We start from the raw sequence: 20,346 nt of genomic DNA, 5'->3' as shown, positions 1-20,346 counted from the left end.
CCGGAGCGCCCGGCGTCTTATCTAGGCCGGGCGATGGCGTCGATCTCGATGTCGACGTCATCGTCGACCATCGATTGGTAGTTCGTCATGTTGAATGCGCTGCGCTGAATGCGCGTTTTGGCGATAAATCTGCGCGCGCCGGCGTCGTGCTTGAGTGCGGGATCGTCGTGTTGCTCGATGCTGACCTGGAGCGTCACCGGCTTGGTGATGCCGTTGACCGTGATCTCGCCCAAAAGCTCCGCGGCCGTCGGCGAGCCTGTTCGGACCCCGACGCTCTTAAAGGCGATGACGGGCGAGCGCTCAACGTTGAAGAAATCCGCGCCTCTCAACTCGTTGTCGATGAAGTCTTCGCCGGTCGTGAGGCTCGCAGCGGAGATCGAGGCGCTGACCTTGCTCTTTCCAGGGGCGGCTTCGTCATAGTCGAGTGTGCCGCTGACCTTCGTGAAGCGGCCACGCTGCGTCGCGTAAGCCATCTTATAAGCGAAACGAACCTCCGTTCGCCGCTGGTCGAATTCAAAGCGACGGGCCTCAACTGCCGGTGCACCGGCGACTGTCAGTTCTGCGGCAAGCAGTGCAAGACATGCCATTCGCAAAGATGCCGCCGCTTTGAGTGACGACGCGCGTCTTGAGAGTTCGATCTCGCCCAATAGGTCTTGGGTTTCGGCATTACTCTGGCGACGGCTATTGCCGAGACGCATTTTTTTCATTGAGTGGCCTTTCACCGTTTGTATTTTGGGAGAAGCCTGTGGCGCGTTTTGCGCGCTCCTCGAGCCCATTTGTATGGATCAAGGCTTCGACGACTTCAGAAATGCCGTCTCGTCCGGTCATTGCGGCTCTGAAAATAATCCCGGCAATGGCCGATAAAACGAGGGGGTACAGGAACAGGACGATCAATTCGATAAGCGTTGTCGCCATCGCACGTTCTTCCGGTCTCGTATGCGGCGCGGGACGGCGTCGTGAATGCGCCGGAAGGCAAATGAGCCGCATTTGGCCCAATTATCTCAAGCGGCGAATTCCGTATATGAGATGCGCCAATCCCGTACTTTGATTTCCCCAATCGCACAATTCGATTGCGGGATGGCGAAAATGGGTTCGAGAAATACTCATTCTCTTTGAATCGAGGCTTCAATAGTGGCTATTGCCCGCCGATAAATGCCGAATTTATTGGGCCTGCAGAATGAATCCGGGTCACGGCAGGTGCGAAAGCAGCCGGCGATCACATTTCATTTCATGAATTCCGCGGTCGTTCTCACGGATCATGCTTCCTGTGCGAGATGCCGCTTCTTTGCCGCCAAACGAATGCGTGCTGAACGTAGCCGCGCAGTGACCGACGACTGCAATTTGGCTAAGCGGGAGTTTTTTTCGTCGGAAGATATCGGCCAGAGCTGGCCACCATCGTATCCGCAGGCGATGCGACCCAGAGCGCCACGCATCCGATCTGTCTCAAGATCCATGACGAGTTGTTCAACCTCGACCGGATCTGTGATCCCACGGTCGCGAGCGAGGAGGGACGCAAGGAGACGCTTATCAATCGAAGGTAAACTGGCCCAAAATCCGCGGGCAAGTTCGCCGGCCAGATGATTGTCCGGGTGCTCAGCACACTCTGGGGCGCGGCCGATTTGATAGAGGTGCGGCACGGCATCCCACTGAGCCCGCTCGCGGGGTGCAGCAGCGAGTGCGTCCTTCGCCTCCTGCGCGACGTAGAAGCGATTTAGAGTGTCGAAAAGGGTGAGCACGTAGCCTTGCGCCAGGAGATTTGGCTCCCATTCCAGCCAGGAGGGTGCGCCACTTGCGGGCGACACCGCCTCGGCCAGGATCACCTTGGGCCGAAAGCGGTTCCAATCATTGCCGGCCAGAATGCTGGCCTCAGCGCCTTCGACGTCGATCTTGAGAAAGTCGATCTCTGTAACGCCGTAGCGCCCGCACAACTGAGCCAGAGTCACGACGGGCATCGACACGGTGCGATGGCTAGCGCCATATTTTTCTGCAGCTTCCGCGTGAGATTTTATCGTCGTGGAGAGGGCGTGCAGCCGGTTCACGACGTAGAAATCCATCACGCCGCTGTGGCTGCCAACGAGAGCCTCCAGGACTTGGTCGCGGGGCCGGATCTCAGCATACAGCGCAGCAAGATGCGGCTGAGGCTCGACGCAAATGCCTTGCCATCCGCGCTCATAAAACCAGAACGAAACGCTGTCCGCGATGGGATGACCTGCACCAATGTCGATATAAAAGCCCGAAGTCTTGTGCCCTAGCGCCTGCCAAAGATGGTAGTCCTCCATGTTTTGAGCATAAGTCAGTTCCATTGGTCCCCCGGTGCGCGCCGGCCCGCTGCGGCTTAGCTTTTAGACAGGCATCATGCACCTTTGCTTCGCCAAGACCAGCTTCGCTCGGCGAACGCGAGCATTCTGCAACCAAGCTGGCGGGTGCGCGCGCAATATTGCGCCGCCCGAATTCGCGTGACGCGGGACCAACCCATCTATGCCGTGGACGGATCAAATCATCCAGTTCGAGACGTCTTGTCGGCGTTTTCGAGAACTTCCATCAACGAACGGCCGCTAGAAGGATCCTTCGATCCTGACACGATGTCGACCGGGTCGCTTTGAGCGTCCGACGGGATGCTCGTTTTTGATGTCGCGGAATCCCCGAAGATGATTGATTTTTGGAGTCACATTTCATGACGATCATCAGCAAGCATTCGGTGCTGGCGATTTTAGTCGCCGTTGCACTGCTTGGCGTCTCACCGGCGTACGCGCAGTCCGTTGAGCAGCAGGAGAAAAACCAGATGAATAATTCGGCCGCTCCTGATGTGCTGCCGGATTCATCGCAGACAGGGCCCAGCCAGTCGATTCCCCAACAGGAACAGAACCAGATGAACAATTCGGCGGCCCCTGATGTGCTGCCGGATTCGTCGCAGACAGGGCCTAGCCAGTCGATCACCACTCAGGAAAAGAACCAGATGAAATAAGCGGGCGCCTGAGGATCCTGATCCTCAACGGCATTTACCGATCCTGGGGCTCTGGAGCGGCAGGATGTCGTCGTCCGAAATTGGGGTCGAAAAGCTCAGTTCAAAATGCTAATGGCACATCTGACGTTTGCCAGCCGTTGACCATCCAGGGTGGGTTCGGCGGGCAAGCGGGAGTCTCGGCCTTTCTCGCGTGTTCGTTCGAGGTTGGCCCGGTCAGTCGTCGATTTCTACGCGGAGCCACCATGACGGCACGGATCTTCAAACCCGCCAAGACTGCCATGCAGTCGGGGGAAGCGCGCACGAAGGAGTGGGTGCTCGAGTTCGGACCGGCGAGCCCGCGCGATATCGATCCGCTGATGGGCTGGACGAGTTCTCGCGATATGCAATCGCAGGTACGGCTGGAATTCGACACGAAGGAAGAGGCGGTCGCGTACGCGACGCGCGCCGGTCTTGCCTATACGTTGACGGAGCCGAAGCCGCGCAAGCCGATCCGCAAGGCCTACGCCGATAATTTCCGCTACGGCCGGACGACCAACTGGACGCACTAATGTTTGGCGCTGGCGACTCCGCTGCGCGGAGCCGGCCGCCAGCGCGGCCTTGTGGTGGGCTTTTGTACCAGTCAGATTTGATGGCGCATGCAACCCGCCTTAGGCGAGCGGGCTGCACGCGTCAGCGAAGTTTCTAACCGAACAGCGCAACTGTCTTCTGCACCGTAATCCAGATTCCCCAGCCGAGCGGGATCAGGACGAGGAGCCAGAAGGGCACGGCCTTCGCATCGATGCCGCCCTTGCCGATGCCGAACGAGCCTGAGACTTTGGCGCCGCCCTTCTCATGCAGTTTGGCGCGTTCTTCGGCGATTTCGGCGTCCGTCATGTTCCATTTCGGATTAACGGGACGCACGAGCAGGTTGGCGAGGAACCCGACAACCAACAGCCCCGCCAGCACGTAGAATATGGGCCCGTAGATCTGATCGGCAGGAATGCCTTCGGCCTGCCGGGTGTCGTGCAGGTAGTTGACGATCACGGGACCGACGATGCCGGCTGTCGACCAGGCGGTGAGGAGACGGCCGTGGATGGCGCCGACGAACTGGGTGCCGAACATGTCGGCGAGGTAGGCAGGTATCGTCGCAAAGCCGCCGCCGTACATCGATGCTATGATGCAGAAGCAGGCGACGAAGAGCGCCAGCGACTTCCATTCGGCCGCTTGCGTTGCGAGTGCGTAGAGCGTCGCTCCTAGCACGAAGAAGATGAAGTAGGTCTGCTTCCTGCCGAGCGCGTCCGAGGACGAGGCCCACGCAATTCGCCCGAAGATGTTGAAGAGCGAGATGAGGCCGACGAACCCAGCCGCGACGCCAGCTGCTTGAGCTGCAAGAGCGGCGTCCTTTTTGACATCGGCGAATGCAAGTTCGGGATGGCCGATCAGGGCACCGCCAAATGTCTCCTGCAACATTGGCGAAGCGGCTCCGATGATGCCGATACCAGCCGAAACGTTGAGGCAGAGCGCAAGCCACAAAAGCCAGAACTGGGGCGTCTTGTGCGCGTTGGCGAGATGCACCTGGTTCGACGTGATCATGGCGTTCGTCGACGCCGGCGGGGTCCAGCCTTCCGGCTTCCATCCGGCCGGCGGCAGGCGATAGGCAAAGGCACCGATGAGCATGAATACGGCGTAGATCGCGGCCATGACGAGGAAGGTCTGCCAGACGCCGGGATCGCCTTCCGTCTTGAAGTGGTTCATGAGGAGTGTGGCCAGCGGCGAGCCGATCATCGCGCCGCCGCCGAAGCCCATGATGGCGAGGCCAGTTGCCATGCCGCGACGGTCGGGAAACCATTTGATCAGGGTCGATACCGGCGAGATGTAGCCCAGTCCGAGGCCGACACCGCCGATGACGCCGGCGCCGAGCCACATGAGCCAGAGCTGATGCTGATGGACGCCGAGGGCGGAAATCACGAGGCCGCCGCACCAGCAGATTGCCGCGACGACACCTGCTTTGCGCGGGCCGGCCCGTTCAAGCCACCCGCCCCAGATCGCGGCGGAGACGCCGAGCAGGACGAAGAAGAATGTGAACATCCAGCCGAGATCGAACTGGCTCCAATTGCAGTCGGTGGCGGACAGGGCTTTGAGCGTGCCTGCGGCCTTCTCGCTGAAGGTTACCGCACCGGCGGAGCATTCCGGCAGAGGTTTGCCGTCGGCGCCGAGGAGCGCCGCTTGCAGCGGCTTCCAAAAAACGGAGAAGCCATAGGCCATGCCGATGCAGAGATGGATGGCGAGAGCCGCTGGCGGGACGAGCCAGCGATTGAAGCCGGCCTTCGCGACGATACGTTCTCGATCAAGCAAACCGGGAGCGGACGCATCCGCCGGGCTCGTTACACTCATTGTTGTTCCCCCAAAAATATACGGCAGTTCGTCGCTGCTTTTTTCCGTCTTTCTTGCATGGGGGGCGCGACACAATCAACACGGGCCGGACGCTATTGTGGACGTCGCGCGCTGAATCTTGTCCGTTATAGCGGCGTTTTAATGCGGTGCTGATGGAAGCAGGCGGAGCGTCAAGGTGTGGTCAACATCGCGGCCCTCGTCAAAGGCCGTTGCGGATCAGAAAAAATTCGCTACAAAACGCGGAATTCGCCGCGGCGCGGGTGTAGCTCAATGGTAGAGCAGCAGCCTTCCAAGCTGAATACGTGGGTTCGATTCCCATCACCCGCTCCAACTTCTCCAAAATTTCTCCATAAAATCAAAGACGTATAAGAGGCTCGGCTGTTTCGCGGGGCGTCGCGCAAGTAACTACCAAGCTGTTGAAACGCAGAGTACAAAGACTTAGGGGCACCCAAGAGTTGGGGCACGGCTTTCAGAGGGTGACATGGCCAAGTGGCGTCGTCGCATTCAATCCGTCGGTTCGGCCGAGCGGCGTCCCGTTGCTCTCGACATTTCCCGCTTCATGAAGCTCTGCGCGATGCTCGCCTCTCCCAATGAAGGCGAGCGAGCGTCGGCGGCCTTGAAGGCTTCGGAAATGTTGCAGGCTGCCGACCTGACCTGGGAAGACGTCATCAAGGATTCGAAAGCACTCGCAGAACATTTGTCGCTGACGAAAAGCGACAACGAGGAAGCGCGCGCTCACCGGTTCTGGAAGACGAAGGGTTCGCCCGATCACGCACGCGCGCAATCCGACGCGACGTGATCGCGCCGGCGGCCAACTAGATTTCCTAATTCGTTCGTAGCCGCGACGTCGCCGATTGGCGCCGCGGTTTTTATCTCTCGACTTCGAATCCGCGGATCGCCCAGGCTGCGGCCAAGCCGAATAGCCAAAGCGCAATCGGCGGGGCGAAGAGCAATATCGGGACCTCGATGAAATCGCCTCTCGTGCTCAGGCTGCCTTGGACGCCTTCGAGTATAAGGTAGATCGTCCATCCCATGATCCAGCCTGCCGAGATCAGCATCCAGACTCGAAACAGGCCGCGTCTCCAGTTGACGGACACAGATTCGGCCTTGAAATCCGACGCGACCCGGCGAGGAATTCCAAAGTTCGGCATACCACCCTCCTGGTTTCGAAAGGACGAGCAAGCGGCTTGTTCTTTCGAAGCAATCCGGCCCGTTCAGGCGCCTGATGTTGTCATCATGTGCGAGAGAACTCGGCCGCCCACGCGAGGCTAGCATGGCGGAGAAAGGGGTGCACGCCCCTTCAGGAGCGGGGAGGTATGTGGCGGCAGGGGGTGCTCATCCCGCAACTCCTGGCCGCCACTGCTGGCCCTGACTCCTGGCCGCCACTCTCGCAATCGTTGCGCGCGATCAATTCGCGTCATCAAATCGGGTCGTGGCATCAAATCGGGCCTCAGCCGCCGAAATAGGACTGATCAATTGGCGGCCGTTCGGATTTGCCTCGTTCTATGATTGCGGCAAGGTCCTCGACCATCCAGTTGAAAAGCTCGAGTCCCTGGTCGACGTTCGCGAGGCTCGGCTTTCCCGTAACCCCGTTGAGACTCGTTCTGTTCACGGGGTGTGAAAAGACGAGACCGCCTGTGCGATCCGGGTCATCCGAGCTTGCGATCAAATCTGGCCTCGCGATTTCGGGAGCTGCCGCGAGCATGAGCGACGTCTCGGCGGCGTTCGCGTGCCAGTCGTCACCGTCGGCAAAATGCGCGGCGCGCACCCGGTCGCTGACCGTCGCCGTGTTGATGAGCGCGACCATCATGTCGTCGTGCTCGGCTCGAAGCATTTCGAGAGCGCATCGGAGTGGCGCGTAGTTCGTCACGTGACTGTTGACGATGAAGAGCCGCCGCACGCCGCTGTGATAGGCCCAGTCGCCGATTTCCTTCACGACATTGATCAGCGTTATCGGCTGAAGTGCAATCGTGCCGGGCCAGCGGCGACTATGACCGATCGAGCACCCGTAGGGCAGAACGGGGAGCATCGGAACGCTCGTCCGCTCTGCAACTTTCCGGCAGAGGCGATCCGCCAAAACGTAGTCCATGCCTGTGCCGAGATGCGGTCCGTGCTGCTCGGTCGCGCCTACGGGTAGAATTGCCGAGTGGCTGGCATTCGCCAAGTCGCCCGGCAATTCGCTCCATGTTCTTTCCGCCCAATTCATCGGCGCGCCTTCAGTAGAACTTCAGGTAGCGGGCGCGTTCCCAGTCGGAGACGTGATTGAGGTAGCTCAGCCACTCGTCACGCTTGTAGTCGACCCAGGTCTTCTTCATCGCTTGCCCGAACGTTTCTTCGCTCAAAGGATCGGCGTCGAAAGCGGAGACCGCTTCGTCGAGCGTGCGCGGAAGATGATAGACGCCCATGGCTTTGAGTTCGGCTTCGCTCTTCAGATACATGTTCTCGGTGTGGGGATCACCCGGATCGAGTTCGTTGGTAATGCCTTCGAGACCGGCGGCCAGGACGAGCGCTGCACCGAGATAGGGATTGCAGGCGCTGTCTGCGGCCCGCAACTCGATGCGGCCGCCGCCTTGCGGAATGCGCAGTGTGTTGGTGCGGTTGTTGTTGCCGTAGCAGGCCCAAACAGGCGCCCAGGTGAAGCCCGACATCGAACCCTTCAAGACGAGGCGCTTGTAGCTGTTCACGGTCGGTGCGACCACGGCGCAGATCGCGGGAAGATGCTTCATGACGCCGGCGAGGAACTGATAGCCGAGCTTGGAAAGGCCGCAGCCACGCGGATCGGCCGGATCGGCGAACAGGTTCTTGCCCGTCTTCTTATCCGAAAGCGACATGTTGAAATGCGCGCCGCTGCCTGCGCGGTCGGCGTAGGGCTTCGGCATAAAGGTTGCGAAGCCGCCATGCTTGCGGGCGATCTCGTGGGCCATGAGACGGAAGAACACGAACTTGTCCGCCATGGAGAGGGCGTCGAAATAGCGGAAGTCGATTTCGAACTGTCCGATGCCGTCTTCGTGGTCGAAGCTGTAGACGTCCCAGCCGAGGCCGTTCATGGCGTCGACGAGTTCGCCGATCCAACCCATGTTGTCGAGCGTGCGCGTGACGTCGTAGGCAGGCTTTTCGAGATGCTTGCGATCCGACAGCGGCTTGAAGCCGAGTGCTGGGTCGTCTTTCAGCACGAAGAATTCGGCTTCCATGCCGAGGTTGAGGCCGTATCCCATGGCATCGGCTTTTGCGAGCGTGCGCTTCAGGATGTTACGGCTGCAGGCTTCGAAGGGTTTGCCCCTGCACCAGAGATCGCTTGCGAACCAGGCAATGTCGTCCTTCCAGGGAAGAACGGTGCACGAGGCGGCGTCGGGGTGAGCTGCCACTTCTTCTTCGCTCACATCCTGCGGAACTCCGTCGAGCGCCGCACCCGTGCAGAGTTCCGATCCGCCGAGCATGCGGTCGAGGTGCGATACCGGCACAGCCTTGCCCTTCGACACGCCATGCATGTCGACGTAGCTGGCGAGCAGATATTTCACGCCTTTCGATACGAGCTGATCTTCGAGTTCTGAGCGCGGTTTGTTGACGACGGCGTCCATTTTCTTATCGTCTCCGATGTTCGTTTTGGCTTTGAGGGGGTGTCGAGCCGGCGCGGCAAGGCCGATGGCGGTACTCAAGCCGCGCCGGTTCGTTCGTTTGTTCGGTCGTTATTTCGCGGCAACGAGGGAGCTGACGAACTTCGCGTCGAAGGTGTCCTCGATCTTCGGCGCTGCCTTGATCTGGTCGCGCTTGATGAGCACGTCCGCGATCAACTTGCCCGACGTGAAGAGCGATTTTGCATCGTCGCGCGGAGCGAAATATCCGGCCATTTCGGCGACCGGAATATTGTAAGCGCCCTTCGCCTGTTCCTTCACATCGTCAACCGACGTCGAGAAGTATTTCGCAACGATCGCGTAGGCTTCGTCGGGATTCTCCTTCAGGAACGCCATGCCGTCGATGTAGCCCTTGATCACGGCTTCGACAGTCTTGGGATTTTTCTCGATGTAGTCGGCCGAGAAGTAGAGGACGTCGGTGATCAGACCGGGGGCCGACGCCGATGTGTAGAGGGCGTGGTAGCCGCCGTTGGCGTCGAGCTTCAGGATTTTGCTGACGTTGGGTTCGTAGGTGGCGCCGGCAACAGCGCCGCCCAGCAAAGCCGCGGCAACGCTCTCGGGCGTTGCGTCGAGGCCTTCGACATCGGCTTCGGTCAAACCGGCCTGCTGCAGCGCATAGGCGACGAGAAGGTTGTCGCACGTTGCGAACGGGTAGGCGACTTTCTTGCCCTTGAGGTCGGCCAACGACTTGATCGACTTCTGGGCGAGGATTGCATCGGCGCCGTTGGAATAATCGATCGGCATCACGACGCGATAGTTGTTGCCGTTGGCGACGAGGTTGATCACCTGATCGTAGGTGTACATCGCGCCCTGAATTCCGCCGCTCTGAAGGGCGGCCGGAATAAGGGCCGGGTCGGCGAAATCTTTAAGAGCGACTTTGACGCCGTACTTATCGAACATGTTTTTTTCGACGGCGACGTAGAACGGCGCGTAACCGATCCATGCGACCGTCGCGAGGTTGACCTCTTCGGCGCGGGCGGAGCTTGCGTGTATCGACGCCAGTCCGGCCAATGCGAATGCGCCGCCTATTCCTACAGTCCGTATACGTGACAAAAGTCTACGCATGGTCTCTGATACTCCTCCGTTAAAGGTACCGGGCGTCATGCACCGGCTTCGATGCTTCCCACTGCAGACCTGTCGAGGGACAGGCCAACCGTATCGCGGATACGTTCCATCACGGTCCGCTTGAGCTGTAGAAACTGAGGGTCGATGCGCATCTGCTCATCGCGCTTTTTCGGAAGCGGCACGTCATAGATCGTGTCGATCCGGCCTGGATGCGGTGACATGAGGACGACTTGCGTGCCGAGATAGAGAGCTTCCTCGACGTCGTGTGTCACGAACATGATCGTCGTGCCTTCCTGCTCGACGACGTCCAGTACGAGATCCTGCATGACCTCGCGCGTTTGCGCATCGAGCGCGCCGAACGGTTCGTCCATCAGAATGATCGACGGCTTCGACATCAGTGCGCGCGCGATCGCGATGCGCTGGCGCATGCCGCCCGAAAGTTGCGAGGGATAAAGATCCTGCGATGCGGATAGGCCGACGAGCGAGATCAGCGACGCCGCACGTTTTTCTTCGGCGTCGCGTTCGAGCGCGAGATTGTCGTATTTGTTGGCGCTGAGACGGCGGCTGAAGAGGACATTCTGCGCGACCGTCAGCCACGGGAAGAGGCTGTAGTCCTGAAACACCATCGCGCGATCGACGCCTGGGCCTGCAATCTCTTTGCCGCCGACGAGAACGATGCCGCCATCGGCGGACTCGAGGCCTGCAACGATCCTCAGCAACGTTGATTTTCCGCAGCCCGACGCGCCGACGATCGTGACGAACGTTCCGGCTGCGATCGAAAGGCTCACGTCGTCGAGGACGAGATTGCGGCCGCGCTTTCCGTCGAAGCTTTTGAAGACGCCCTTGATCTCGATGGCGTTGGTCATTGCCTATTGCCTCCGCAGGTAAGGGAAGAGAGCGTGGTGGAGGGCGCGGAGGAGCTGATCCTGGATCAGGCCGAGGAAACCGATAACGATCAGGCCTGCGAAGATCTTGTCCGTTTGCAGGAAGCGTTGGGCTTTGAGCACCGAGTAGCCGAGGCCGGAGTTGGCAGCGACGATTTCAGCAACGACCAGGTACGTCCACGCCCATCCAAGGGTGATGCGGCAGGTGGTCAGAAGCGCAGGCGCGGCCGAGGGAAAGATGACCTTGTAGAGAATTTCCCGCCGCGTGCCGCCCATGGTCTGTGCCGCCTCTATCTGCTGCATCGGCACTTTGCGAACGTCATCGGCGAACATCAGCACCATCTGAAAGAACGTGCCGACGAAGATGATTGCGATTTTCGAATTTTCGCCGACGCCGCACCACAGCATCATCAGCGGAACGAAGGCGACGGCCGGCATGTAACGGATGAAATCCATGGCCGGTTCGAGGAAGGCTTCGGCAGGTTTGAACGTGCCGGCAACAAGTCCGAGCGGAAGCGCTATAATGAGGGACGCGAGAAAGCCGAGTGAAACGCGCTGAACACTGATTGTGAGATCGCCGGCGAATCCTTCATTCGCAATCCACGACCAGAAGCGCTTCAGTACGTCGAGCGGCCCCGGCATGAACATTTTCGGCACGATGCCGGCCTCGTTGACGAAGGCCCATAAGAGGATCGGTGTGGCGACGCCGAGGAAGGCGTAAAGCGCATATTGGCGGCTCGTCAGTGTGCCGCGCAGTCTCCACTGACGCTTTGCTCTGGACTGTTCTCTTGCAGCCTTGGTTGCCTGCGGGCCATCAAGTTTTAGAGGCGAAGCATCCATCCAAATTGCCCGTGTGGTTGAAACGCTCATCAATCGGGCTCAAGAGGAATTGGCTTGTCTGCTGCCAAAGTTGCACTTGAGCTCCCTAATTAAGCGCTTAATCAATATTCGCGGGCAAGCGATTCTGGCCCGTAAAGTGCAGCGTTTTTGAACAATCTTTGCACCAACGCGCACATTCTTCAGGCACGGCTGACACAGGGCGTCGGGTTTGATAGGAACGTCGGAATAGTTGAGATCGAGGGAGACACGACGTTGAGCGCTGAGAGCAGTTCGCCGGTCGCCGCGCGGAAACGCCGGAAGCAGGCGGCAAAACGGCGGAGCCAAAGGCGCGTTGTGCGCGCCGGACGTCCGAGGCTCGATGTCGCTTCACCCGATACGGAGATGAAGATCTGTGCGGTTGCGCTCGATCTCTTTGCCGATCGCGGGTTTTCATCGGTCACGACGAAGGACATCGCAGATGCGACCGGCTTCAATCCCGCGCTGATCTATTATTATTTCGGGAGCAAGGATGAGCTATTCCGGCGTGCCGTTACTCTTGCTGTGGAGCGGGCGTTCGAGCAGTTTCGTTTGGCGCGCGAGGGCTTGGAGCATCCTCGCGACATCATCTACGGGTGGCTCGACATTCACGTGAAAGAGTACAGAACGATATCGAAGCTCATCATGATCGCTATCGACTATGCCAAGACATCGAAACGCAACGTGCGCATCGACGAAGCGATCAGGCGGTTCTATCTTGACGAAAGGGATGTGTTGAAGGCGGCGCTTGCTTCGGGCGTCGCGCGGGGTGATTTCCGCAATGTCGATGTCGAGGAGACGGCGAACTTCATCTCGACTTTTCTCGACGGCGTGTGTGCGCGTGCGATGATATTGAAGGATTTCGATCCGATCGTCGCGATCGGAGAACTCCGGTCTTTCCTGAATACGCATTTGAAGCGGAAGAAGTGAGCGCGCCGCGGATCGGTGGTCGGTGTTGCATGAATGGAGAGGGCCCGATGGAGACAGTGCCTGAGACGATGAGGGTGCTGCAACTCGGAAAAAATCTGATCGGCTTCTATGACGGGCGTGTGCCCGGCAAGCGCTATCATTCGTCCGAGCCGAATTGGCTTGATGACGGCGGTTATGCGCTTGGCATTTGCAGCTATGCGGTTGTCTATGGTGCCTCGGCGGTTGTTTACGACACGCATTTGTCTCTCGCGCACGCGCGGGCCATCAGGCGGGCGCTCGAAGCGCGGGGTGTTCGTGATATCCGCGTTGTGCTGAGCCATTGGCATCTGGATCACGTCGCGGGCAACGCGGTTTTCGATGATTGCGAAATTATCGCGGGCGAGGAGACCGCGCGTTTGCTTATCGATAAGAAGAAAGCGATCGAGGCCGGAACGCTCGATGGATTGCCCGGAATTTCGCCGCTCGTTCTGCCGACGACGACGTTCTCGGAGGGATTTGATTTGAGCTGTGGCGATGTTGGAATCGAATTGCGGCCGCTTGATATTCACAGTCGCGACGGCGTCGCGATGTACCTGCCGGGAGACGGAACATTGCTCGCGGGGGACACGCTCGAAGATACGGTTACATATGTCGACGAGCCTGACCGTCTGGCGCAGCATCTTGACGGGCTAGCAAAGCTGGCGACTTGGGATTTTTCGCGCATTCTTCCGAACCACGGCGCACCCGAGCGCATAGCGGGGCCAGGCTACGATGCCGGTTTGATCGATGCGACGCGTATTTATGTCGAACGTCTGATCGGGGTCGCGCAAGATGACCATCTCGCGGGGCTACCTCTAAAAGCTTTTCTCGCCGAGCCATTGGCGGATGGTGCGATCAGCTATTTCGAGCCTTACGAGGCCGTTCATAGAATGAACATCGAGAAAGTGCGGGGCAGGGCGGCTTAGGCGAGTGTTCGGAGACAAGCGTGGTTGCATGCGCGGAAACCGCTTCAGGATATCTGAGTGCGGGAAGCTCCGTTGCGAGACGTCAGCCAAAGGCCGATCGAAATGAGCGCAAAAAGGCCGAGACAGACGAACGCTGTTGGATAGCCAAACTCCTGGGCGAGCCCGCCGCCGACAAGTGGACTCAACGCAGCGCCGAGGCCTTGGGCTCCCATCACTGCGCCCTGACCAACATTGACGCGGCCGGTGCCATTCAGAATTCGCGCGACAAGACCTGGAACGGCGACGCTTTGTAAGCCGGCACCCACTCCATCGAGTATCTGCACCGGGTAAACGCCCCACGGGACGATCAAATAGGCGGCGAGCAAGCCTCTGACCGGAAGCGCGATGAACGAGATAAGCAGCACGAGCCAATAGCCTCGCGTTTCGTTCATTCGCATTGCCACAAGGGATGCCAGGATCATTGTCGCTTGCGCGACGACGATGGTCATCGCGACGAAGCTCGGGCCGTTGCTGCGGGCTTCTGTCACCACGCCCATTCCGTAAAGCGGCAACATGGCCCCGTTGCCGAGGTGGAAAGCAGCGAGAGCGACTGCGAGGATCAGGAGTGGCTTGCATTCCATGAGAGCCGTGAAGCCGCTTGCCTTAGCATCTTGTCCATCTTCCTTGAGTCCGCGTGCGGCTGCGTAGTCTATGCTGGCGGCAGGGATCAAAGTTACAGACAGAATAGCGAGGATGCCGAACACCGCGGCAATTACGAAAACAGCGGAATATCCGAACTTCCAGCCGGCATAGCCGGATAGCGCGGAGCCCACCATGTTGCCTGCGTGATTGAAGGCTTGGTTTCGTCCGTTCTGGTTATTGAAGCCGGCTTGTCTTACGATTCCGAGCGTTATGCCGTTCACGGCGGGGACGATCGCTGCGCCCGCTATGGCAGTTGCCATCTGAGAGCCTGCGACGACCCAGAACTCTTGAGACAGAAGAACGATTGTCGACGCCGCGATCGTGAAGAAACACGCTATGATAACGCAGGCCCGCTTGTATCGCGTTTGATCGATCAGTGCTCCGGCCGGCATACTCATCAGCATGCCTGCGACGCCTCCGAACGTCATGACGGTACCAATCAATCCGCTTTTCCAGCCGTGCGCCAATAGAAAGACGCCGAGAAACGGTCCGATTCCGGCTTGAAAATCGGCCATGAAAAAGTTGAGAGTTAGGAGCGACCACGGGGCGCGTCGCGTCTTGGCCTTATGAATTGCGTCTGAGGCCAACTCGGGTCCGGCCATGCGTCTCTCCACAGATAGTCAGCGTAGTGGAGAAGTTTGTGGTTCGGTGAATTGTTCCAATAGCTTTAGCATTGGTCCCACAATCTCTCTTTGGGCTTGGCAAGCCGAACTTTGCCGATGTTGTTTCAAGAGGACGTACATGCCAGATCGCGCCGATCCCTTCGACCTCGAACGGTTCGTCAATGCTCAGGCGGACAGCTTCGTGCGTGCGGCGAGGGAACTCGCAGCCGGCAAAAAGTTGTCGCACTGGATGTGGTACGTTTTTCCGCAGCTGCGCGGTCTCGGCTCAAGCGCCATGTCGGAGAAATTCGGCATCGGGAGCTATGAGGAGGCTCTGGCCTATATTGGGCATCCGGTCCTCGGACCCCGCCTTGCTCAGGTGACGGCCCTCATGCTCGATCACAGAGACAAATCCCTGATCGATATACTGGGCACGCCCGACAACCTGAAATTCCACTCGTCGATGACGCTGTTCGCATCGGTGACGGGTCACGAAAGCATCTACGCTCGCGCGCTCTATACCTTCTGCAACGGCCCCGACCGAAAGACGCTCGCGCTTCTGGGTAAAATCAACAAAGACGCATAACGATCGGCCGCGGGGTGCAGTGCGTTATCGCTCGGGCTCTTCTATCGGCCCAGTCTCGACCTCGACAGCATTGCCTGCGCCGACCGCGATGTAAATCTTGAGATCGGGGCGCTCCTTCGCGATGCGAAGAGCGAGCGGCCGCGCCTCGGCCTGATGGGCTCTATGCTGCTCATCCGACCAGAGACTGTTGGCTGGATCATCGCTGTTCAGTGACGACGTGAAAGCATCCGCCCAGGCGTTGAGGTCGGCCGAAAGCTCTTGTGAGAGCCCCAGCTTCTCGGGGGGGAAATCTCCGTAAAGGTGTTCGTCCATCGCCCAGAGCGGGTAGGTGTGGAAGTCGGCCATCAGCTTGATCGACCGGGATTGCGAAGGATCGCTCTCGAGGGCCGACGGGTTCTCGTCGTCAGGCCACGCGGCTTCGTCGGACCACGCGAGCGGGGAGGCGCTCGCCGATGCGCGCATGCTGCCGGGGCCGACGACCATCCAGAGGACATAGCCAAAATGCGCGACAACGGCTGCGACGGCGGCAGCGAGGAGTGGGCCTGGCACTTCTTGCCAGCTCATCAGCGCGTCCCGGCTCGCCGCCCAAACGACAAACGCGGTGGCCGCCAGATAGAGCACGAAGGCATTGCGCGTCTGTGCGCGACCCGTGGCGTCAGGCGGCTCTTCGTGGTCGAAGATCTGCGGGGCGAGGTAATACAAATAGAATGCCTGCCCAAATGCGGAGAGGAGGAACAGCCACATTGCAAAGTCCGCGCGGATGACGAGGGCGACGCCACCAGCGAGAATGAGATTTGCAGCGGCGAGGAGCCAGTAGCTTTGCGCGGTCTCGGCCGCTTTCGGTTTCTGTCCGGAGATGCCGGCTATGGCCAGGTCCATGAAGAGGGACGTCAGAGCTGCCCGCGTCGCCAACCACCCGGCGAACGCATAGAATGCGCCGACTATTCCCAAGGCTATTTCGGTCACGCTCGTCGATCCTCACGTTGACATTCGGCGATCCGAGACGGCAGCGACCCAACGCCGCTCGGCCCGCGTTTTCCTCCCTGGGGCACGCGGGACGCGCGCTCCAATGGCTGCGTCAATAGCGAAAGCCCGTTTTTAGAGTCTCTTTATCACCGCCTGTCTTTCTTCTGTGAAGAGCGATAGTGCGGGAACAGTACAAACGCCGGAGGCTGCAATGGGCCGGACCCACCAGCCAGGACAGAGCGAATTCAAAGCGACGCTGCCTGAAAATATCGACTGGAAGCCTTTCCCCGCGTTTCCGTCATCGGTCCGGCTTGCCGTCGTTGTCGGGCAGCCCGCGGAGGCTGCGCCCTATGTGATCAGGGTGAAGGTTCCCTCCGGCGTAAAGCTGATGCCGCACAGTCACCCGGAGGACCGAGTCTACACGGTCATCTCCGGAATTTTTTACATAGGCCTCGGCGACCAATTTGACGGCGGCAAGTTGCAAGCCTATCCGCCCGGAAGCGTCATTGTTCTACCCGGCGACACGTCTCACTTTCATTGGGCAAAATCCGGCGAATACGTCACTCAGGTGACGGCGATAGGTCCGCTGGGTCTAGAATATTTGGATCCCAACGACGATCCCCGTAACAGAGGCGATCATCGGGGCGATCGTGATTGATCATCAACTGCACGGTTGGAGTGCGAGCGGGACGGGATTGGCTGTGAAGAATTTAGAATAGGGAATCTGCCAGCGTGGCAGGTGATTTGGCTGGATCGTTCAGGCCAGCCAAAAGGGGATATCTAAAAAGATACCCCCTGTCTGAAATATGGACACGTGCTGAAATATCAATACAGTATGCTGATTGTTTTCCTCCCTTGCGCTGTCAAATTCAACTGACAAACTGTCAAGTTCTGTGGATAACTTTTCCGACTTCGATTCCTGATGCCGTTAAGGCGCACCAACCGCATCGCAATTGAAAAAGTTCCACTCAGCGGCGACGCCGACTAGATAGTGCGACGCGCGCCGAGCAACCGGTGGTTTTGCTCCTGATCACGATACCGGGCTCTGAGATAAAATCCGGCCGCTATCGGGAGTTTGGACCTTGATGTCTCAGTTCGTGGATGGTGAAGCGTAGACCACCGGTACATTCAGAGACCGTACGGCTTCACAAAAATTGACGGTGGCCGTGTCGCGCGCGAATTGAATCACGACGGTGTCGATTTTCTTCCGTCGCAGCAGAGTCAATGCAGCGGCATAGCTATTGAAAACGTGTGTTGTGGCTCCGGTATTGAGGAGCGCGTTTCTGACGTGGTGGGGAACGCAGCCAGGCGTAGACACGATAATTACGGAGCGGGTGGAAAGTGACATTAATTGGACTACCTTTTATTCAATTTAGCACCAAATATTCGTCCCCCCGAAATATCCCTCCGCGCACAGCAAACGACATTTCTTTATAGCTTTTGCGACAGGCGACCTCGCGGCGATGATGCGTCGCACGCGGAGAGAATTCCATTATGGGCTGGCGAAGACTCCGTGCGGCCATTCCAGAGGGGCGTGCTGCGTTCACGCGGTTTCGACATTGAAGGCACGACGATACTCGACAAGGGCTCGAGCCTTCTAGCTTCCTACCGTCAATCATCGAATCGCGCCCCGCTGACGGACGACTTGGACGTCAGATCGAAATCATGTTCTCGGCCAGTGACGCAGAGAGCAAAAACCAACGCTCAATTTATGCGCGTGCGCTAGCCGCTAGGGTCGACATTTCCGGGCCTCGATGCAAATATGGACAGGATTCTGCAGCTGGGAATGTGGAATAAACAATGACGATGTTTGTTCGACTGATCTTCCAGCTAGCACTGCTCATAGCCCTCACCGGCTGCGCTGCATCGCCTGATCCCGGATGCGTCAAGCACCACTGCGACCCTTCGATTGACGAGCAATTCAAGCGTAACGCGAGTTGGGACGCGAGAACACCCGACGAGTACGCCAAGCTTCCTGCAAAGAACTGAGGGTCAGCGGTTTCTGGAAAGGGCAGGGACCGGTGCTCGTTGAGCCGACGGCGGGACAAGTCAACTGTTGCAAAGGAGCTGAACGAAAGTTCGCAACGCCTTCTGAGGGAAAACCTCGGCGCGCTGGTTTTGTCGAGATAGATTTTCATGGAGCCAGTCTCATATGAGTTGGCCGTCCCATTCTCCCGGTGCGGACTTAATCGTCGCTTCAAGTCACAAATCGTTATGCCGCCTTTGAACGCGTCTCGACACACCCGCCGAGGCTCTTAATCTGAAGCCCAGTGACAGGGATCAGCAAAGCGATGCTCGCTTCAGTGGCCCGCTGGGCTCTCATTCTAGGGATCGTGGGGTTCTTCGGCGGCTTCATCGGTCCGATCGTCTTTACCCCTGAAGCCAACCAAGGGCCGCTGCTGGGTATATTCATCACGGGACCCATTGGAGTTGTGCTTGGTGCAGTGGTCGGCTTGGTGCTTGACCTTCGAGACCGGTAGCGATGTGCAACCTCTATTCTCAAACCGGCAACGTCAAAGCGATCCGCCGTCTCTTCAACGTCAGCCACAAGGACGATCTGGGCGTACCAAGGCGTTGGTAAGATTGGTGCCGGCTGTAGGATTTGAACCTACGACCCCCTGATTACAAATCAGGTGCACTACCACTGTGCTAAGCCGGCTTGCCGTTGTTTCGGCGTCGCCCGTGCGGGGCGCGTCATTTTGGCTGCGACGTGTCAGGTGGACCTGACTTCGCGCAGGCGCTTGATACTCGACGGGGCGGGTGGAGTGCAAGCGCCCTGCCGCATCTCCGGTGACGCGGGCCGATCGGACAAAAAAAGAAGCAGAGATTGCTCTCTGCTTCCTCTGCTTCCCGTTAGAAGCGAGCCCTTACGGGCACCACCAGACCGGTCCGATTGCCATGCAACCACGACGGCTCCAGTCGCCAGGCCGCTTGTGGTAGCGGTGCCAGCCCTTGGGCGGATGCCTGTCGTGCCGCTTGTGGTAGTACTTCCTCTTGTGATTGTTTCTGTAATTGTTTCTGTGATCGTTCCTGTAGTCGACTTGCTGGATCGCAGTTGACGCTGCGACAGGTGCAGGCGGGCCTACTGTGATCGCCGAAGCAGATGTCGCCGAAAGGATCGACGCAGCCACAGCACACAACGCGATGCTTTTGATACCCAAAGTTGTTTCTCCCGATTTCCAAATAAGCGAACCTGCCTCAACGCGCGAGGTTCTCTTTGGTTCCGCTACGAACCTGACCGACGCCATACGGGATACGTGCGCGGAACATCAACTTATTCCAGAATCGCTCTAGCTCTGCCTCGCGGCGAAACATGCTCTGGGGATGTGGGGTTTATGTCTCGACGTCGTCAGAGTGAGGCTGACGTTCAAGCTTGGGCGGTGCTGGGCGAGAGGGCTGCTTCGCTGAAGTCGCGCGCGACGGGCTCGCAACCGAAGAAGAATTTCGTCGAGAAGCAAGCTCGATCAGTTCGGCTAAATCGGCAAAGCCGCGCTTTTAGAGCGGCAAGGCGGGGCGTGCTGCGATTGCGCAGGGCCGGCTTGCCGAAGAAAATCAAGCTGTTGTTCGATGCTTCGCTTCTTGTGCAGACCGGCAGTGCGAAGCCTCCTCGAGACGTGGTACAATCACACCGACGAGAGGAGGTCCCGGCATGCAGTTCACCGTGGGTTTCAAGTCGGACGGAAAGCTCGGGCATGTTCTCATCGATGGCGACGATGCCCTGGTGGCCGCGCTCAAACTGAAGGCCAAGTGTCCAGCGGCGACCATCATGTATGTTCGGCCACGAAACCGCCGTGGGGACAATCGTCATCCGCCGCTTCCGGCTCTTTCGCCGAACTGATTTAGATCAGATCACGCTCGCGCAC

At 58.8% G+C, this 20,346-nt stretch carries 22 protein-coding genes and 2 tRNA genes; 11 read left to right on the top strand and 13 right to left on the bottom strand.

Features of this window, described 5'->3' with window-relative positions; genetic code table 11:
- Positions 1-17 precede the first annotated feature (17 nt).
- The 3 genes from BM399_RS18905 to BM399_RS18900 form a co-directional block, all read right to left on the bottom strand.
- Positions 18-587, bottom strand: a complete 570-nt coding sequence (locus tag BM399_RS18905) for a YceI family protein (protein ID WP_177228224.1) — start codon at positions 585-587, stop codon at positions 18-20.
- A 94-nt stretch (positions 588-681) separates the two neighbouring features.
- On the bottom strand, positions 682-915 hold the full coding sequence (locus BM399_RS21280; protein WP_177228223.1) for a hypothetical protein: 234 nt from the start codon (positions 913-915) through the stop codon (positions 682-684).
- A 341-nt stretch (positions 916-1,256) separates the two neighbouring features.
- The gene (locus BM399_RS18900) at positions 1,257-2,303 is read right to left on the bottom strand and encodes an FkbM family methyltransferase (protein ID WP_092869343.1); all 1,047 of its coding nucleotides are present in this window, start codon (positions 2,301-2,303) and stop codon (positions 1,257-1,259) included.
- Between the two features lie 371 nt (positions 2,304-2,674).
- Between BM399_RS18900 and BM399_RS18890 the strand changes: the two genes are divergently transcribed.
- A complete protein-coding gene (locus BM399_RS18890) occupies positions 2,675-2,965 on the top strand; it encodes a hypothetical protein (protein WP_092869341.1) in 291 nt (96 codons plus the stop codon).
- Between the two features lie 242 nt (positions 2,966-3,207).
- A complete protein-coding gene (locus BM399_RS18885) occupies positions 3,208-3,513 on the top strand; it encodes an ETC complex I subunit (RefSeq protein WP_092869340.1) in 306 nt (101 codons plus the stop codon).
- 133 nt (positions 3,514-3,646) lie between these two features.
- Here BM399_RS18885 and BM399_RS18880 read toward each other — a convergent pair whose 3' ends face one another.
- Positions 3,647-5,338, bottom strand: coding sequence for an OFA family MFS transporter (locus tag BM399_RS18880; RefSeq protein WP_092869339.1), 1,692 nt, complete (start codon positions 5,336-5,338; stop codon positions 3,647-3,649).
- Between the two features lie 256 nt (positions 5,339-5,594).
- On the opposite strand from BM399_RS18880, the gene BM399_RS18875 reads away from it, so the two are divergent.
- Positions 5,595-5,668, top strand: a tRNA-Gly gene (locus tag BM399_RS18875).
- Positions 5,669-5,819: 151 nt separating this feature from the next.
- A complete protein-coding gene (locus BM399_RS18870) occupies positions 5,820-6,137 on the top strand; it encodes a hypothetical protein (RefSeq protein ID WP_092869338.1) in 318 nt (105 codons plus the stop codon).
- A 70-nt stretch (positions 6,138-6,207) separates the two neighbouring features.
- Here the strand turns inward: BM399_RS18870 and BM399_RS18865 are convergent, their stop codons facing one another.
- The 6 genes from BM399_RS18865 to BM399_RS18840 all read right to left on the bottom strand — a co-directional run bounded on the left by BM399_RS18865 (position 6,208) and on the right by BM399_RS18840 (position 11,789).
- Positions 6,208-6,489, bottom strand: coding sequence for a hypothetical protein (locus BM399_RS18865; RefSeq protein ID WP_092869337.1), 282 nt, complete (start codon positions 6,487-6,489; stop codon positions 6,208-6,210).
- Positions 6,490-6,788: 299 nt separating this feature from the next.
- Complete coding sequence (locus BM399_RS18860; RefSeq protein ID WP_092869336.1) at positions 6,789-7,544, bottom strand: creatininase family protein; 756 nt, start codon at positions 7,542-7,544, stop codon at positions 6,789-6,791.
- Between the two features lie 10 nt (positions 7,545-7,554).
- Positions 7,555-8,916, bottom strand: coding sequence for a type III glutamate--ammonia ligase (gene glnT, locus BM399_RS18855; protein WP_092869335.1), 1,362 nt, complete (start codon positions 8,914-8,916; stop codon positions 7,555-7,557).
- A 108-nt stretch (positions 8,917-9,024) separates the two neighbouring features.
- Positions 9,025-10,035, bottom strand: coding sequence for an ABC transporter substrate-binding protein (locus tag BM399_RS18850; protein ID WP_177228222.1), 1,011 nt, complete (start codon positions 10,033-10,035; stop codon positions 9,025-9,027).
- Between the two features lie 35 nt (positions 10,036-10,070).
- Positions 10,071-10,901 (bottom strand): ABC transporter ATP-binding protein, encoded by an 831-nt coding sequence (locus BM399_RS18845; RefSeq protein WP_092869333.1) that lies wholly within the window; start codon positions 10,899-10,901, stop codon positions 10,071-10,073.
- Positions 10,902-10,904: 3 nt separating this feature from the next.
- Complete coding sequence (locus BM399_RS18840; protein ID WP_210186978.1) at positions 10,905-11,789, bottom strand: ABC transporter permease; 885 nt, start codon at positions 11,787-11,789, stop codon at positions 10,905-10,907.
- A 222-nt stretch (positions 11,790-12,011) separates the two neighbouring features.
- On the opposite strand from BM399_RS18840, the gene BM399_RS18835 reads away from it, so the two are divergent.
- Together BM399_RS18835 and BM399_RS18830 are read left to right on the top strand one after the other, a co-directional pair.
- Positions 12,012-12,704, top strand: a complete 693-nt coding sequence (locus tag BM399_RS18835) for a TetR/AcrR family transcriptional regulator (protein WP_143117871.1) — start codon at positions 12,012-12,014, stop codon at positions 12,702-12,704.
- 47 nt (positions 12,705-12,751) lie between these two features.
- Positions 12,752-13,648 carry an MBL fold metallo-hydrolase gene (locus BM399_RS18830; protein ID WP_092869330.1) on the top strand — a complete coding sequence of 299 codons (897 nt, stop codon included), beginning with the start codon at positions 12,752-12,754 and terminating at the stop codon, positions 13,646-13,648.
- A gap of 44 nt (positions 13,649-13,692) precedes the next feature.
- Here BM399_RS18830 and BM399_RS18825 read toward each other — a convergent pair whose 3' ends face one another.
- Positions 13,693-14,931: an MFS transporter gene (locus BM399_RS18825; RefSeq protein WP_092869329.1), complete on the bottom strand. Its 1,239-nt coding sequence runs from the start codon at positions 14,929-14,931 to the stop codon at positions 13,693-13,695.
- Between the two features lie 139 nt (positions 14,932-15,070).
- Here BM399_RS18825 and BM399_RS18820 point away from each other — a divergent pair, with 139 nt between their 5' ends.
- Entirely contained in the window at positions 15,071-15,517 is a 447-nt protein-coding gene (locus tag BM399_RS18820) for a DUF1810 domain-containing protein (protein ID WP_092869328.1), read from the top strand.
- Between the two features lie 24 nt (positions 15,518-15,541).
- On the opposite strand, the gene BM399_RS18815 is transcribed toward BM399_RS18820, so the two are convergent.
- Positions 15,542-16,483 (bottom strand): hypothetical protein, encoded by a 942-nt coding sequence (locus BM399_RS18815; RefSeq protein WP_092869327.1) that lies wholly within the window; start codon positions 16,481-16,483, stop codon positions 15,542-15,544.
- Positions 16,484-16,694: 211 nt separating this feature from the next.
- Here BM399_RS18815 and BM399_RS18810 point away from each other — a divergent pair, with 211 nt between their 5' ends.
- The 3 genes from BM399_RS18810 (at position 16,695) to BM399_RS18800 (ending at position 18,963) form a co-directional block, all read left to right on the top strand.
- The gene (locus BM399_RS18810) at positions 16,695-17,141 is read left to right on the top strand and encodes a cupin domain-containing protein (protein ID WP_092869470.1); all 447 of its coding nucleotides are present in this window, start codon (positions 16,695-16,697) and stop codon (positions 17,139-17,141) included.
- 1,142 nt (positions 17,142-18,283) lie between these two features.
- Positions 18,284-18,472, top strand: a complete 189-nt coding sequence (locus BM399_RS18805) for a hypothetical protein (RefSeq protein WP_092869326.1) — start codon at positions 18,284-18,286, stop codon at positions 18,470-18,472.
- Between the two features lie 281 nt (positions 18,473-18,753).
- A complete protein-coding gene (locus tag BM399_RS18800; protein ID WP_143117869.1) occupies positions 18,754-18,963 on the top strand; it encodes a hypothetical protein in 210 nt (69 codons plus the stop codon).
- Positions 18,964-19,067: 104 nt separating this feature from the next.
- On the opposite strand, the gene BM399_RS18795 is transcribed toward BM399_RS18800, so the two are convergent.
- A tRNA-Thr gene (locus BM399_RS18795) sits at positions 19,068-19,142 on the bottom strand.
- Between the two features lie 990 nt (positions 19,143-20,132).
- On the opposite strand from BM399_RS18795, the gene BM399_RS18780 reads away from it, so the two are divergent.
- On the top strand, positions 20,133-20,321 hold the full coding sequence (locus BM399_RS18780; RefSeq protein WP_092869323.1) for a hypothetical protein: 189 nt from the start codon (positions 20,133-20,135) through the stop codon (positions 20,319-20,321).
- Positions 20,322-20,346 lie beyond the last annotated feature (25 nt).

The sequence above is a fragment of the Hyphomicrobium facile genome, assembly GCF_900116175.1.
GTDB classification, from domain to species: Bacteria; Pseudomonadota; Alphaproteobacteria; order Rhizobiales; family Hyphomicrobiaceae; genus Hyphomicrobium_B; species Hyphomicrobium_B facile.
The sequence above is the reverse complement of the archived record's forward strand: the minus strand, read 5'-3'. Positions and strand labels throughout refer to the sequence as shown.